Annotated in this window: 9 protein-coding genes; 2 read left to right on the plus strand and 7 right to left on the minus strand. The window is 62.2% G+C overall.

Annotated elements, in window-relative coordinates; genetic code table 11:
- Positions 1-52: 52 nt before the first annotated feature.
- Positions 53-367, minus strand: coding sequence for an L-rhamnose mutarotase (gene rhaM / locus K1X11_RS10975; RefSeq protein WP_221033202.1), 315 nt, complete (start codon positions 365-367; stop codon positions 53-55).
- Positions 368-490: 123 nt separating this feature from the next.
- On the opposite strand from rhaM, the gene K1X11_RS10980 reads away from it, so the two are divergent.
- Positions 491-1,597 carry a LacI family DNA-binding transcriptional regulator gene (locus K1X11_RS10980; protein ID WP_221033201.1) on the plus strand — a complete coding sequence of 369 codons (1,107 nt, stop codon included), beginning with the start codon at positions 491-493 and terminating at the stop codon, positions 1,595-1,597.
- Positions 1,598-2,046: 449 nt separating this feature from the next.
- On the opposite strand, the gene K1X11_RS10985 is transcribed toward K1X11_RS10980, so the two are convergent.
- Positions 2,047-3,621: a GDSL-type esterase/lipase family protein gene (locus K1X11_RS10985; protein ID WP_221033200.1), complete on the minus strand. Its 1,575-nt coding sequence runs from the start codon at positions 3,619-3,621 to the stop codon at positions 2,047-2,049.
- 137 nt (positions 3,622-3,758) lie between these two features.
- On the opposite strand from K1X11_RS10985, the gene K1X11_RS10990 reads away from it, so the two are divergent.
- Positions 3,759-4,427 carry a DUF6250 domain-containing protein gene (locus K1X11_RS10990; protein WP_221033199.1) on the plus strand — a complete coding sequence of 223 codons (669 nt, stop codon included), beginning with the start codon at positions 3,759-3,761 and terminating at the stop codon, positions 4,425-4,427.
- Positions 4,428-4,568: 141 nt separating this feature from the next.
- Here the strand turns inward: K1X11_RS10990 and K1X11_RS10995 are convergent, their stop codons facing one another.
- The 5 genes from K1X11_RS10995 to K1X11_RS11015 all read right to left on the minus strand — a co-directional run bounded on the left by K1X11_RS10995 (position 4,569) and on the right by K1X11_RS11015 (position 16,127).
- A complete protein-coding gene (locus tag K1X11_RS10995; protein ID WP_221033198.1) occupies positions 4,569-5,516 on the minus strand; it encodes a glycoside hydrolase family 43 protein in 948 nt (315 codons plus the stop codon).
- A gap of 148 nt (positions 5,517-5,664) precedes the next feature.
- Positions 5,665-7,722: a sodium:solute symporter family protein gene (locus K1X11_RS11000; protein WP_221033197.1), complete on the minus strand. Its 2,058-nt coding sequence runs from the start codon at positions 7,720-7,722 to the stop codon at positions 5,665-5,667.
- A gap of 191 nt (positions 7,723-7,913) precedes the next feature.
- A complete protein-coding gene (locus K1X11_RS11005; protein ID WP_221033196.1) occupies positions 7,914-8,279 on the minus strand; it encodes a hypothetical protein in 366 nt (121 codons plus the stop codon).
- A gap of 210 nt (positions 8,280-8,489) precedes the next feature.
- On the minus strand, positions 8,490-12,203 hold the full coding sequence (locus tag K1X11_RS11010; protein WP_221033195.1) for a TonB-dependent receptor plug domain-containing protein: 3,714 nt from the start codon (positions 12,201-12,203) through the stop codon (positions 8,490-8,492).
- 348 nt (positions 12,204-12,551) lie between these two features.
- Positions 12,552-16,127 carry a TonB-dependent receptor plug domain-containing protein gene (locus K1X11_RS11015; protein WP_221032136.1) on the minus strand — a complete coding sequence of 1,192 codons (3,576 nt, stop codon included), beginning with the start codon at positions 16,125-16,127 and terminating at the stop codon, positions 12,552-12,554.
- Positions 16,128-16,342: the final 215 nt, after the last annotated feature.

Consider the following 16,342-nt stretch of genomic DNA (forward strand, 5'->3'; position numbering starts at 1 on the left):
CTAAAAACGAAGCAGGCGGGCGCGAAGCACCCGCCCGACGGGCACTGAAATTTCAGTCGAGGTGAAACACCTCGCGTAGCGGCGCACTGACCGGGCTGTTGTCAGGATTGGCCGGCATGATGTCGCCCATGTGCGCCCACCACTTCTGGCATTCGGGCGTTTGGGCGATGGCATTCCAACGGGCTTCATCCTCGATCTCGGCATACGCGAAAAGCTGGCGCGTTTCGGGGAGTAAAAAGATGGAGTAGTTGTGCACACCGTGAGCTTTGAGCACTGCCTCAAGCTCGGGCCAGATCGGCCGGTGGCGACGTTCATACTCTGCTTCCTGTCCATCATTCACGGACATGACAAAGGCTTGGCGAATCATGAGTCGACGGGGGTTTAGGGGGGATAGTCAGCGACCAGAACAGCCGTTGACCACAGACAATGGAAGGACAGTCCGAAAATGTTTGAAACCCTTTCCCGGCCGACCTGTCTTCTGACAGTCAGCATGCCAAACCCCACCCTGCGCTCCCTGGCCAAGGAACTTGGCCTCTCTCGCACGACCGTTTCCGACGCGCTCCGTGGTTCGCCACGCGTGAAACAGGATACGATCAAACGTGTGCTCGCGGCCGCCGACGCCGCTGGCTACCAACGCAATCCGCTCACCGGCACGGTGATGTCCCTGTTGCGCCGCTCCGGCGGGCAGGACTTCCGCGGTGTGATCGGCGCGGTCGATTTTGTGCCGACCAATCGCACGCGTCACGCCCAGCGCTATGCCGATGCGGTGGTGACGGGCATCAACCTGCGCGCCAATGAACTCGGCTTCAAAGTGGAGCGCTTCGAGGTCGGTCCCAACGGCATGCACCTCAAGCGGCTGGATACGATTTTGCACACGCGTGGCATTCAGGCGCTCGTGATTTTGCCTGCGGTCGGTTTCCCCGATCTGTCGGACCTGAATTGGAACCGCTACACGGCGGTTTACGCCGACTACTACATCGATCGCCCGGCACTGCACTGCGTGTGCTCCGATCACTACCGTTCCATGGTCGCGCTACTGCACGAGGTGCATCGCCGCGGTTACCGTCGGCCGGGGCTCTACATGGATATCTTCCTCGATGAGCGCCTGCAGTTCCGCTGGGAAGGCGCGTTTGTCGCGCTGCAAAAATACCTGCCCGACATCGCTGAGGTTCCGCCGCTGCGCGTGCAGTCGCTCAACCGCAAAAACTTTCTCGAGTGGTTCAACCGTTACCAACCCGATGTGGTGTTTGGTCACGACGGCGACGTGCTCGCCTGGATGCGCGAGGATGGCGCCAAGGTGCCCGAAACGACGGGCTACGTAAGCCTCAATTCCCTGCGTGCGCCCGAGGGCAGCGCCTGCCTCGACCTGCAGTCGGGTCAGCTGGGCGCCCGTGCCGCCGAACTCGTCACCGCGCAACTGCTGCACAACGAGCTCGGCATCCCGGCACAACCGTCACTCACCACCATCTCGGCCCTCTTGGTGGAGGGTCACACCCTGCCCTCCAAGAAACCGGAAAAAGCGGCTGAGCCCAAGAAGCGCGTCGCGAAGAAAAAGACCGCCGCCACCACCACCCGCCGCAAAACCACGGTGAAGTGAAGTGGGCCGAGAGGCAACCTCCGAGAGGCAGGGCGGGAGCGGCCGAGACGGCCGCTGCTACATCCAGCGCGGAGCTGTAGCCGCGGGCGTGTCGCCCGCGTTTGGTTGGACGGGCGTAGTGCCGGCTTCAGCCGGCATTGGCGGCGGAGAGGCAGCGCGAGACGGCGGCTGAAGCCGCCGCTACGGCCGTGAGGCAAGGTCCCGAGAGGCCGCGCGAAGCGGCCGAGACGGCCGCTGCTACATCCGGAGCGACGCTGTAGCCGCGGGCGTGTCGCCCGCGTTCGGTCGGACGGGCGTAGTGCCGGCTTCAGCCGGCTGTGGCGGCGGAGAGGCAACGCGAGACGGCAGCTGAAGCCGCCGCTACGGCCGTGAGGCAAGGTCCCGAGAGGCAGCGCGAAGCGACCGAGACGGCCGCTGCTACATTTTCGGAGCGGAACGTTCGCCTGCGTTTATTTCGCTTCGAGTAACTTGGACAGCTCCTCGGCGACGATCTCGGCGGTGAGTTGAGCGCCTACTAGGGAGGTGTGGGTGCGTTCGTCGCCAAACATGGTCTCGACCTCGTCTTTGCTCATCGCGTCGTAGCGCACAGCCACGAGTTCGTTGAGGTCGATCAAGGGCACGTTTTCAGCCTCGGCCACTTCACGGGCGATGGCCGGGAAGCCGCCGCCGTTGCGTTCGATCAATCCGGTTTCCTCGTCCCAAATCTTGCGCGGCACGGAGGTGCAAATCACCGGGTGCGCGCCCAGCGCGCGGATGTCGTTGATGTATCCACGCAGGTAGGACCCGTAGGTGCCCACGACTTCGGGTGCGAACGTGACCAGATTGTAGACGGCCTGAATCTCATCGCCGGCGGTGCGGATCGTGCCGCGGGCACGACGGTTGTCGGTGAGCGGCGCGGCGTCGTTGTGACCAAACTGCATCAGCACCCAGTCGCCGGGTTTGATGAGGGTCTTGGCGCGATCCCAGTGGCCTTGGGTGAGAAAGGTGCGGGAACTCAGGCCACCGATGGCGCGGTTAACCACGTTGTAGTCGGCGGCGTCGATGATCTGGGCGAGCGGTTCGCCCCAGCCCCACTGGCCGCCGGCGCCGTCACCACCGCCGTTGCGCACGGTGGAGTCGCCGATAAGCACGATGGACGGCAGTTCCGCGTTGGCGGGTTCCGGGAGATTCAGCCAACCAATGCTGTCGGCGGGCACCCCTTCACCGGTGCGATTGAGCCATCCCTCGAGGCGGTCGATCTTGCCGCGACGCAGGCCTTTGAGTCCGCTCAACATCATGGCGGCGTTGAAGCGGGCGCCTTCGTCGTTGGAGTGCACGTAGTCCTGGGTGAAGAAGGTCTTGGCGGCCGTTTCGCCCAGTTGCTCCCAGACGTCGGTGGTGAGGCGGGTCAGGTCGACGAAGCCGAGTTCGTTCCGCGCGGCGAGCTCGCGGATCCAGGTGCGATATTCGCCGGAACCGCGCTCCGTGTGGCCATCTTTCCAGATGTCGCGCGGCGTGAGTGAAGCCAACACGGGCGTCGCGTCGTGCGCGATAACCTCGTCGATCATCTCCTGCATGTAAGCGCCAAAGGTGCGCACGACCTCGTGTTTGCCGGTCACGATATTGTCGATCTCCACAGACTCCGATCCGAGGCCCGGCAGGCTGCCGCGCGAACGGCGTTTCTCTTCGGGCACCGACTCGTCCTCATTGACCGGACTCCCGTCATTGTGACCGAACTGGATAATCACCACATCACCCGCTTTCAGATCGGCGAGCAGCTTGGCCCAGTGACCCTCGGCGATGAAGGTGCGGGTGGAGCGACCACCGCGGGCGCGGTTGGAAATATTGACCTTCTCCGTGTCAAAAAAATCGGCGAAGGGCTCGGCCCACCCCTGAATGTTGGGGTTGTTGTTGCGCGCGGCGGTGGAGTCGCCGGCGATGAAGAGCGTGGGCAACTCGGGATTGAGGGCGGGGGCCTCTTCGTCGGCGGCCAGCAACAGGCCGAGGGACGACAGGAAGCACAGACAAAGGGATCGAACTTTCATGGCGGGGTTTGGAGGTCGCGAGGTTGAGCGAGCCACCACCAGAAAACGAACCTTTCCCGGTGTCGCGAATGGCCCGGCTAGACAGTCCGAAAAAATCGCGGGCTGACATCCCCGGCGCGGCGCGCTGCGCTGGCCGCATGCGTTTTCGACTCCTGCCCCTGTTGCCGCTTGCCCTGCTCTCCGTGCAGGCGGAACCGACTGTCACCGAGGCCACGTTTCAACCGGGCCACCTCGACCAGTGGGTGGTCGAACAACAACCCGGCGGCACCGTCATGATGGAAGACGGCACGCTGGTCATCACCGATCAGGGCGGCTGCACGGTCTGGTGGAAGGAACCGATCGAAGCGCCGGCGCGTATCCGCTATGAAATTACGGTGACCTCGGCCGGACGCGTGTCGGACATGAACTGCTTCTGGATGGCGACCGACCCCGATCACCCCGATGACCTCTTCGCCGAGGGCCATGGTCGCACCGGCAAGTTCGCCACCTACGACCAACTGCGGCTCTACTACGTGGGCTACGGCGGCAATACCAACAGCACGACCCGTTTTCGGCGCTACGACGGCACCGGCGCCCGCCCGCTCGAGGAGCAGAATGACCTGCAGACGCCCGAGTTCCTGCTCGTGCCGGATCACACCTACACCATCGAGCTTGAGGTCACTGCCGATGGTCACGTGAGCTACACCCGCGACGGTGAAGTGATCTACGCGATCACTGATCCGGAGCCGCTGCTGCGCGGTTGGTTCGGCTTTCGCACGGTCGACAGCACAACCCGCGTCACGGCCTTTCGGATCGTGGAGGAGTAGGTTTTACAGGAGATAGCCCGCCAGAGGCGGGCAAGCGGAGGAAAACAGAGCCGTCAGCCTGAGGTTTTTAACAGAAGGTAGCAAAGAGAGCGAAGGGAAGCCGGCTGGCTGCGTGGTTCGCTTTGTTTCCTTCTGTAAAACCTACTTCAGCTCGGTCTGCAGTCGCTCGATGAGGCTCTGCGGGACCTCGATGATCGTGCCGTGGCGGACGCGCTCCTTGGTGCCTTCGAAGGGCATCTTGATGCGCTCGCTGACGTTTTCCCAGTGCACCATGTCGGTGGAGCGCATGGCGCCGTAGTGTTTGTCGCCGTAGGCGTCGAAATAGACCAACACCGCACCATCAACGGTGACAGCGGTCGGGCCTTCGACCCACAGGCCTTCCGGCGTAAAGGGTTCACCGAGTTCGCCGAACGGGCCCTGCCTGGATTCGGCGCGAGCCACCCGCAGGTGCTTCTTCGGCGGGTAACGGGTCTCGTCCTTGATAATCCAATACAGCTGTCCGTCGAACTTGTGTTGGGTCGCATCGATCACGCTGAAGCCGGGATCATAAAACACGCGCGTGGGCGTGAAGGTCTGCCAGTCCTTGGTGGTGGTGGCATACATGCGGTGGTTAAACTCACTCTCCGATGCACCGGCGGTTTCCATGAAACGACCGGGCACGGTGGAGGCCCAGAAAATGACAAACTCCTGCGCCTGGTCATCGTAAACAACCTCAGGGGCCCACGAGTTGCGCACTTCCGGCTCATGCGCCATGACCGGGATGGCCTGCTGGGGCGTCCAATGGATGAAGTCCTTGGTGGAGGCGTGGCCGATGATGTTTTGGTGCCAACCGGAGGTCCACACCATGTGGTAGGTGCCGTCGGGTCCCTGCACCACGCACGGGTCGCGCATGAGCACTTCGGTGGTGCCGATACGAGGCGGCATCACGGAGCGGCCCTCGGCGATCGGCTGCCAGGTATAGCCGTCGTCGCTCCACATCAGGTGCAGCCCGTCCTGCCCGTTGCCGGTGAAGTAGGTGAAGAGAAATGCGGTATCCACCGCGCGCAGGGGCAGCGCGACGAACAAGAGGAGAAGGAGGCGAGGCAACATGGGGACAGTTGTTTTAATTAACCACGAATGGACACGAATGGCTCACTACCGTTTCGCCCGAGAATGAATACACCACCGGAATAACTCCGCTGCTGACCAACGCAGCGGTAGCGGAGTTATTCGTGTCAATTCGTGGTTGAAAACAAACTTAGGCGCCGGCGGCGGCGCGGAGGAGGAGCCAGAACGCGCCGAGGATGCCGAAGGAGACACAAAGACAGGCGATGAAGCCGACGGCGTCGAGCTTGTCCCACTTGGTGAACTCCCAGACCGAGTTGGGGCCAAAGAGTTTGGTGTCGTTGAAGCGTCCCGGGTTGCGGCCGGTTTCGGCCATGGCCTCGTCTTCGAGGGCCGGGGTGGCGCCCACCGGGGTCTTCATCTTGCCGAAGAAGAGATCGGTGCGGCGTTGGTCCGGAGTCTTGGTGAGACGGCTCACGATCCACAGGACGAGGAAGGGGAACAGACCGTCGAAGATGAAGCGGGCGGCGTTACGGCCGGACGGCGAGAGGGCGGCAACGTCGAGACCGAGCTTGTTGAGGATGACGAGCTCGGTGTGGAGACGCTTTTGGCCGACGAGCGGGGACGTCATGTCCTCGGGGTTCTCGCGCACCACGGTGTCGAAGAAGACCGGGACCGGCTTGCCGTTGTAGTCAACCTGCTGCGTGAGCGTCTCGCTGCGGGCGACGGAGTCCATGTGCGGCGCGACGAGCGACGGCACGACGATGTTGAGCAGCGCGGAGATGATGACGGTGGCCCACACCGCGGTGGAGGTGAGGCGACGCCAGAAGAAGATGAGCATGACCGACGCGCCGAAGGGCACGTTGACGGTGAGCATGAGCTGCACGACCTGGTAGACGTCGCTCATGTTGGCGGCGGCATATACGCCGATGGCCAGGATGACGACGATGGCCCAGCGCCCCGTGCGCACGATCTGGGTCGGGGTGGCATCCGGCACCAAATAACCGTAGACGTTGCGCGTGAAGAGCGCTGAGACCGCCATCGTCTGAGAAGCGATGGTCGACATGTTGGCGGCGAGCAGGCCGGCCATCATGAGACCGAGGAAACCGGGCTTGAGCAGTTGCAGCGACATCATGCCCCAGGCGGAATCCGGATCGGACAGCGCGTCGGCGCCCTGATAGAGGGCGATGGCAATGAGACCGCAGAAGGCCCAGAGAATGATCATCACGCGCTTGGCGTAGGTGCCGGAGACCGCACCAAAACGGGCGGCGTATTCGTTCTTGGCCGAACCCGACACACTCATGTTGCCGATGATGCCGTGGATCTGCACCAGCGAGATGAGGAAGATACCGAAGAGTTCCCATCCGCCGATACTTGAGGCCCCTCCCCCGCCGAGGAGATTAAACATCTCTGGAGGCACCCTTTCGGAGAGCTGCGCCCAGCCGCCGATGGCCGACAGGCCGAAGGGAATCAGAATGATGGAGAAGATAACAATGAGCGTGCCTTGGAAGGCTTCGTTGATGGCCGCGGCCTCCAAGCCGCCCATCACGATGTATGCCCCCACCACGATCGAATAGAGAATGTAGTAGGCCCACTTGCCGGTGTTGCTATCGAGCCAGGAAACAAAGCTGCGCAGCTCACCGCGCTTGTTGAGGTCGCGGAGGACTTCGAGGCGGGACTCGTCCTCGGCCGACAGCGTCTCACCGGCGGCGAAGGACACCTCCAGCGCGCGAAGCTCCTGATAGCCTTCCACGGATACCCGCTCCTCGGCCGTCCACCGTGCTTCGGGTTTCACCAGCAGGGACGACGTCACCTTGTAACCGACGAGATTGCCGAAACCGATGATGACGATGACCGTCGCGATGATTTGGAAGATGGCGTAGAAGCGCGCCAGACTGCGGGTGCCAAAACGATCCTCGAAGAGGTCGGCCACCGTGACCAGACGCACGCGGCGGAACCACGGATTCATGAACCAGTAGTAAGGATTCATGAACAGCGTCTGCAGCGAGAGCCACACGCCGGACGCGCCCTTCTGGTAAACGAGGGAGGCGGTGCTCACCGCGCCGTTGGCGTCGGTCGCATTGCCGAAGTTGAGGAAGAACTGGTAGAGCTTGCCCAGCTTGCGGCCGGCGAGGAAATACCCCTCTTCGCTCTTGGCGGCGGCCGCGGCCCGACGGCCGATGTAAATTACGATCGCCAGATAGGCGAAGATGACGAGCAAGTCGACGATGTGAAGGCTACCAAATCGCATGGGGTATTCAAAGTTTAAGGACAGAATAGCACCGCAGAACAGCGGGCCGAACGGCCGGGGTTTGGGACGACAATGGCGGCGACGGAATTGATTCCGAGCCTAAGCTGCCGGGTGACGGCTCATTGGGCCCCGGGGGTCACGGAGTCGCAACGGGAGCCCATTTCTGACAGTTCGCGAGGGGTTACCTGCCGTCAGCAGGAGGTGTAGAGCCGCAGCGTCCAAACCTCTTCGGGCGAAGTCACCACCACCCGATAAACGCCGGGCTCCGGCATCCAGGCCGCGAAACTGCTCCAGCCTTCCAAGGTATCAAACTCGGTCCACAGCGGGGCCTGGCCAGCGACCAGCTTAAGCCCCTCTTCCCAGGTCACCTGCCAGCTGGCGATGAGCTGGTCATCGGCATCGTAGATTTCAACCCAAAGCGGCGACAGCGGCTCGTGCCCGACATCGATCTCCAGATGGCCCTCCACCTCGGCTTTTTCGGTGCGGGTGTCGGCCCGCGCCGCCAGAGGCATGAGCAACATTCCAAGGAGGGCGAAACGGAGCAGGAGGCGGCTCATGAGCAAAGGGGATCGGGCGGGTGAAGAGGAAGGCGGATGGACGGACTCGCGCGGGCGAGCGGGACACGCACGCGTGGCGAGAGAGACGCCCAAAATGAACCCAGGTTTCCCTGCCGCCGAGCTTTTCACCGCAAATGGCTAAAAAAAACACCCCCGAAGCGGTGAAGCTTCGGGGGCGGCAATAACCCTTATCTAGCTACTAGCAGAAACTTAGAACTCAAACTTGGTCGAGAGGATGAACTGCCGCGGGTCGATGATGCGGTAGGCGTTCGGCGAGGCGTCGTAGTTGACGCCGACGACCCGCAGGCCGCCGCTTTCGAACGCGTTGACCACGTTCAACTGGGTCTTCATGCGCACGCGGTCGTTGAAGACCTTGGTGGTGTAGGAGACCCACAGATCGACGTAGGTGTTGGCGCTGTCGTAGATCGGGCGCGTGACATCGGACAAGGTGAGATCGGTGGAGCCGGAGCCCGCGTTGACCTTACCATAGTAGCCGATGATGGCCTTGTCTTCCCAACGGGCGCTGCCGCCGACGGAGAAGCCCTTGAGCATGCCTTCGTCGAAGGTGTAGTTGGTCAGGAAAGACCAACGGTATTTGCGCTGACCGGGGGCGGCCTGACCGTCGAGGTCGGAGGCGATGGCATACTGCGGGGTGACGACCGCGTCGTAATACTCCTGCACGTTCTCAATGCCGTCGGCGTTGTTCAGGCGGATGGAGCCGTTGTAGCCGTAGCTGCTGAGGAAGTTGCCGTAGTTGTATTCGATGCCGTTGTCGGCGACGAAGGCCTGCGCGTATTGCTGATACTGCGGGAGCAGGTAATCGGCGGCGCGAGCGGAGGACCACACCGGGAAGCGCACGTCATACCAGGCGTCGAACTCCTTGAGCACGTTGGAGTATTTGGTCTCCTGCTGGCCGGCGGTGAACTTCATCGTCCAGTTGCGCGTCGGGTTGTAGGTCAGCTGGAACTCCACACCTTCGGCGACGGCGTCGCGGGTGGCGTAGATGCTGCCGATATCGGTGTAGTAGTCGAAGGGCAGGCCCCAGATGGCGGCGGTTTCTTCGTCGAGCGCGTCGAGTTCGGCCTGGCTCCAACCATCGGTGTTGAAGTCGGTGCGCAAGGTCGGGTCGAGGCCACGGTTGATGAGCGCGAGTTCCCGGGCCCACGCGCGGAAGAGCGTGGTGTCGACGTTGCCGGTGAGGCGGGAGATCGACGTGCCGGGGTTGGTGCGCTCGTCCTGGTTGGTGGCTTTGAACCAGTTCACGCGGGCGAACAGCTTGTTGTCGAAGAGGGAGAACTGGACGCCCCAGTCCTCACCTTCGCCGGTCGGCTTGGGCAGCTGGTTGCCGAAGGCATCCACCTGCGCGGCGGGCGGCGGGTTGAAGTTGTCCGACTTGTTGTAGGAGAAGCCGAGGCTGCTGATGAACTGGTGGAACTGCGAACCTTCGGCCGCGCGGTCTTCGATGCCGTTCCACTTGGAGAACGGACGCAGCACGGCGCCGGTGGTGCGGGTCGTGCCGGAGAGCTCGTCCCAGTAGTTGAAGCGCTTCAACACGGTGTCGGTCTGGAACCAGCCGTCGATGAACTGCTCGGCGGTGGACATGCCGGGCTCGACCTGATTGCCGCCCGGGCCGTCGAGGATGGCGCCGGTGGTGGTGTTGCGGGCCTTGTAGTCATCCTTGCGGACGCCGAAGGTCGTGACGAGGCGATCGTTCCAGAGGTTCGAGGTGAGACCGAAGCTGGTGGAGTCAACCACGCGCTCGGTCGCGCCGGTGGAGGCGCTCATGTCAATGTAGCCCGAGGTCGTGCCGATGCCGCGCCATTCCGAGTTGTTGAAGTCGTAGTAGGAGATGCGGCCGTTGTAGGCGAGGTCGTTGAACTTGCCGGAGGAACGGGTGACGGCGCCGAAGGGCTGCGAACCCGGGTTGGCGAGGTAGTAGTTGCGCACATTTGAGCGGCGCTGACGGCTCCAGCCGTCGGAGGCCGGGTTGAGCGCCCAGAAGATCGTGCCGTTCTCGATCTGGTCGTCTTCGATCTCATACCAGCGCTTGCGGATGAAGGTGGAGGCAACGTCGTTGCGGCTCCACAGACCAAGGACCTGGTGACGACCCAGCCACTTGAGGATGCCGTCGTTATCGGTGAAGTCAGGGGTCCACGCGAGCATGGCGCGGTAGTTGTCGTTGATCTGGGTGTGCACGAACTGGTCGGGCTCGAAGTCCTGCACGTAGGGGGCGCCGAAGAACGGGTTCGGGCTGCCATCGGCCAGCTTGATGTTGGTGTCGACGAAGAGGGTCGCGACGTTGAGCTGGGAGATGGTGTAGTTGGTGGCGTCAGAGAAATCCTGACGGAACCAACCGGCGCTCAGATTGAGGGTCGGGAGGAGCTCCTGCTCGAGTTCGACATTGTAGGTCGTGTTCTCCTGGGTGCCGAAGTTCTGCTCGAGGATATTGATGCTATCCCAGTCGTAGATGCTCTTGTCGGAGACACCCGGGTAGCGGTAGCTGCCCACGCCATTACCGGTGGCGCTCCAGAAACCGGACTCGGTGTAGGTGTTGTTGTAGGCCGCGTCCCAGGCCGGGTTGGCGAAGATGTCGGCTTCCGCGTAGGGGAAGATCGGACCATTGGCCAAGGGGTTGCTCGGCGTGCCGTAGAAGGTGCGGTAACGGGCAGTGCCGTTGTTGATCCAGCTGTGCACGACGCCGTCCTGAATCTGCATGCGCGGGCGGTTGGTGTTACCCAGCCACATGCCCGGTGTGTAGAACACGGAGTTGGTGTTGGTGAAGGCCGCGCCGCCGTAGATCGGCGCACCGTTGTATTGGGTGCGGTCACCGTTCCAGAGCGCCGCATTGTAACCCGGCATGCTTTCAATGAAGGCACGGGTGTCATCGATGCGCGGGGAACCGGTGCGCATCGCGACCGGACCGCGCACTTCGCCGGTCACGGTGCTGTATTGCATGCCGGTGGTGGCATCGAACGCCCAGCCACCGCCGGTGCGCCACTCGGTGACGGAGTCGCGCGGAGTGAGGGTATTCGGGCGGCGGTTGTCGTTGTCGTAGGACTCGATGCTGGCACGGATCACCGTCTTCTGGAACGGACGGAAAGTCAGCGCACCATACATGCGCGTCGTGTCATCGTAGGACGGCTTGCGGGTGAAGCGTTTGTTGTCGGCGAGCACCGCACCGTAGATGGCGAGCTTGTCGTCGATGATGCCCTTGTTGAAGGTCGCGGCGGCGCGGAAGGAGCCACGGTCGTCGACGCGGAAGGAGGCCGAATAGTTGTCCTTGTTGAGCACCGCTTGGGCGGTGCTCTGATTCACGATACCGGCCGGGCTGCCCATACCGAAGAGCATGGAGTTCGGACCGCGGCTGATCTCGATCGACTGCACGTTGTAGGCGTCAAACGGGACCTGTGAGATCGTCGGGTAGTAGTTCTGCGAGGAACTCGGGGCGCCCAGACCGCGCACGCGGTTGGCGCTGGCGTTGGTCTGCGGGATACCGTCACCGCCGTGGGTGTAGCCGGCGTTCACATCGACCACACCGTCATTGCGCAGGGACTGGATGGCCGGTGTGTAGGTGGAGGAGCCTTCGGTGTTGGCCTCGTAACGGAAGACATCGTTGATGTCGGTCGAAGCGGTGTCCTCGAGCTGCTGCGCGGTGATCACGGTGATCGATGCCGCAAGGTCGGCGACGTTGGTGCGCATGCGCGAACCCGCGAGGGTGTTCTGGGCGAAGTAACCCTGGTCTTGGGTCGTATCGACCTGGAAGGGAGTGAGCGTGATGATGTCGTCTTCGCCCGCCTCCTCGGCGGAACCGGCATCGTTGGCGGACTGCGCAAACACGGGGGCGCTGATCGCAAAGGCAAGGGACAGCAGGGACCGCGAGAGTCGCGGGGGCCGACCCGACAGGTAAGATCGTCGGAAGATCATTTTGCTTGGGGGGGAGGGGGTTGGGTGTCGGTATTCGCACTCCGTCCCAAGGGCACACACCACCACACGTAACCTAATACTGAATACAGCAGGCGTGGGGTCGAGCGGGGTCCTTGTTCTTGAGTGGCGGGGTTCGGGCGGTGCCTCTGGAGACCCGCTCGGGATGGATTTGCTCATGATCGAAGCGAATCCCGCCTCACAAGCGTATTGCATTCGGACAGTCCGCAAGCACCCCTCCCTTTCACCGCCGGCGCGGCACCGTTCGCCCCCCCCCCCCCCCCCCCCCCCAAAAAAAGCCCCCGGACCAACCGGTCCGGGGGCATGCATACCTGAACTAATTAACCTGAATCAGAACTCGAACTTGGTCGAGAGGATGAACTGGCGCGGGTCGACAATGCGGTAGGCATTGGGCGAGGCGTCGTAGTTCACACCGACGACGCGCAGACCGCCGCTTTCGAACGCGTTGACCACGTTGAGCTGGGTCTTCATGCGCACCTTGTCGTTGAAGACTTTGGTGGTGTAGGAGACCCACAGGTCTACGTAGGTGTTGGCGCTGTCGTAGATCGGACGCGTGGTGTCCGACAACGTGAGATCGGTCGAACCGGAACCTTCGTTCACGCGGCCATAGTAACCGATGATCGCCTTGTCTTCCCAACGGGTGCTGCCACCAACGGAGAAGCCCTTGAGCATACCTTCGTCGAAGGTGTAGTTGGTCAGCAGGGACCAACGATACTTGCGCTGACCCGGAGCGGCTTGGCCATCGAGGTCGCGAGCGATCGCATACTGCGGGGTCACCACGCCGTCGTAGTAGAGCTGGGCGTTGGTGAGGCCCCACTGGTTGTCGAGGCGGATGTTGCCGTTGTAGCCATAGGAGGACCAGAAGTCGGAGAGGTCGACCTCGACACCATTGTTCATGGTGTAGCTCGCATATTGCTGATACTGCGGCAGCAGGTAGTCTGCCGCGCGGGCGGAGGACCAGGCCGGGTTGCGCACTTCGAACCATTCATCGAACTGCTTCAGCACGTTGGAGTATTTGGTCTCCTGCTGGCCGGCGGTGAACTTCAAGGTCCAGTTGCGGGTCGGGTTGTAGGTCAACTGAACTTCCACACCCTCAGCAACGGCGTCGCGGGTGGCGTAGATGCTGCCGATGTCCGTGTAATAGTCATACGGCAGACCCCAGATGGCGGCGGTGGCGTCGTCGAGGGCGTCGAGCTGAGCCTGGGTGTAGTCATCGGTGTTGAAGTCTTCACCGGTGGGATCGAGGCCGTCATTGATCATGGCGATCGTGCGGGCCCAGCTGCGGAACAGGGTGGTGTCGATGTTGCCGGTGAGGCGCGAGATCGAGGTGCCCGGGTTGGTGCGCTCGTTTTCGTTGGTGGCCTTGAACCAGTTCACGCGAGCGAACAGCTTGTTGTCCATGAGGGAGAACTGGAAGCCCCAGTCCTCACCTTCGCCGGTCGGCTTCGGCAATTGGTTACCGAAGGCATCCACCTGGGCGGAGGGCGGCGGGTTGAAGTTGTCCGACTTGTTGTAGGAGAAGCCGAGGCTGCTCAGGAACTGGTGAAACTGCGAACCTTCGGCCGCGCGGTCTTCGATGCCATTCCACTTGGAGAACGGACGCAGCACCGCACCGGTGGTGCGGGTCGTGCCGGAGAGCTCATCCCAGTAGTTCCAGCGGTTTTGCACGAGGTCGGTTTGGAACCAACCGTCAACGAAAGCTTCGTCCCAAGGCAGGCTGCCTTCGACCTGTTCGCCGCCCACGGTGTCGAGGATGGCACCCAGGGTGGTGTTGCGGGCCTTGTAGTCATCCTTGCGGACGCCGAAGGTCGTGATCAGGCGATCGTTCCAGAGGTTCGAGGTGATACCGAAGCTGGTGGACTCGACCACACGCTGGGTGGCGCCGGTGCCCCACTGGGTGTCGATGAAGCCCATCGTGGTGCCAAGGTCACGCCACTCGGAGTGGTTGTAGTCGTAATAGCCATACCGACCATTGTAGGTGAGGTCGTTGAACTCGCCGGCGGCACGGGTGACATTGCCGTAGGGCTGGTTGCCCGGGTTACCGAGGTAGAACTTGCGGATGTTGCTGCGACGCTGGCGGGTCCACGCGGCGGTGGTCGGGTCCTGCGCCCAGAAGATCGTGCCGTTCTCGATCTGGTCGTCTTCGATCTCAAACCAGCGCTTACGCGTGAAGGTCGAGTCGACGTCATTGCGGCTCCACAGACCAAGGATCTGGTGGCTGCCGAGCCATTTCAGGATGCCGTCGTTGTCGGTGAAGTCCGGCGTCCACGCGAGCATGGCGCGGTAGTTGTCATTGGTCTGGGTGTGGATGAATTGGTCACCGTCCTGATCCTGCACGTAAGGCTGGCCGAAGTAAGGATTCGGCGTGCCGTCGGGCAGGGAGATGTTGGTGTCGACGTAGATGGTGGCGACATTGAGCTGCGAGACCGTGTAGTTCACGGCGTCCTCGAAGTCCTGGCGGAACCAGCCGGCACTCAGGTTGAGGCTGGGGAGGATTTCCTGCTCGAGTTCGACATTGTAGGTCGTGTTCTCCTGATGGCCAAAGTTGGACTGCAGGATGTTCACGTTCTCCCAATCGTAGATACTCTTGTCGGAGACACCCGGGTAACGGTAGCTGCCCACACCGTTGCCGGTCGCGCTCCACAGAGCGGACTCAGTCACCGTGGTGTTGTAGGCTTGTTCCCAGGCCGGATTGGCGAAGATCGAGGACTCAGCCAGCGGGTAAGTGTTACCCGAACCAAAGGCGGTGTTGTAGCGCGCCGCAGTCCAGTAATACCAGCTCTGCACCTGACCGTCCTGGATCTGCATGATCGGACGATTGGAGGTGGCGCCAACAATGCCCGGGGCATAAAAAACCGAAGCCGGGTCCGTCAGCGTGCCGCTGCCCAGGCCGTAGATGTTGATACCGTTGTATTGAGTCCGCGCGGCATTCCACAGCGAGGCATCGTAGCCCGGCAGACCCATGATGTAATCGCGCGTATCATCGATACGGGTGCGAACATAATCCGGGTCCGAAGGGTCGCCACCCGGACCCGTGCGCAGCGCGATCGGGCCCATGCTCTCGCCGGTCACGGTGCTGTGCAGCATACCCGTGGCGGTGTCGAAGCCCCAGCCACCACCGGTGCGCCATTCCGTGACGGTGTCGCGCGGGGTGAGGGTGTTAGGACGACGGTTATCGTTGTCGTAGGACTCGATGCTGGCGCGGATCACCGTCTTCTGGAACGGACGGAAGGTGAGCGCACCATACATGCGGGTCGTGTCATCGTAGGACGGCTTGCGCTCGAAGCGCTTGTTGTCCGACAGGATCGCACCGTAGATGGCGAGTTTGTCGTCGATGAGACCTTTGTTGAAGGTGGCGGCGGCGCGGAAGGAACCACGATCGTCGACCCGGAAGGAGGCCGAGTAGTTGTCCTTGTTGAGCACAGCCTGCGCCGTGCTTTGGTTCACGATACCGGCCGGGCTGCCCATGCCGAAGAGCATGGAGTTTGGACCGCGGCTGATTTCGATCGATTGCACATTGTAGGCATCGAACGGCACCTGCGAAATCGTCGGGTAGAAGTTCTGCGAGGAACCAGGGACGCCGAGACCACGCACGCGGTTGGCGGTGGCATTGGTCTGCGGGATACCGTCGCCGCCGTGGGTGTAACCGGCGTTGACGTCGACCACACCATCACTGCGCAGGGACTGGATCGCCGGCGTGTAGGTGGAGGAACCTTCGGTGTTGGCTTCATAACGGAAAACATCGTTGATGTCCGTAGAAGCGGTGTCCTCGAGCTGCTGGGCCGTGATCACCGTGATCGACGACGCGAGGTCGGCGACGTTGGTGCGCATGCGCGAACCCGCGAGGGTGTTTTGTGCGAAATAACCTTGGTCCTGGGTCGAATCGACCTGGAAAGGCGTAAGCATCACAATTTCATCTTCACCAGCCTCCTCATCGGAGTCGGTGGAGTTCGTGGACTGCGCAAAGACTGGGGCGCCAATGGCAAAGGCGAGGGTCAGTAGCGACCGCGAAAGTCGCGGCGACTGACCCGATATTTGAGATCGTCGGAAGATCATGCTTGCTTGGGGGTTGGGTGTCTAGAGAAGCACTCTTTCCCAAGGGCACACGCTAGCGCGCAAGC

It is taken from the genome of Actomonas aquatica, assembly GCF_019679435.2.
Lineage (GTDB): Bacteria > Verrucomicrobiota > Verrucomicrobiia > Opitutales > Opitutaceae > Actomonas > Actomonas aquatica.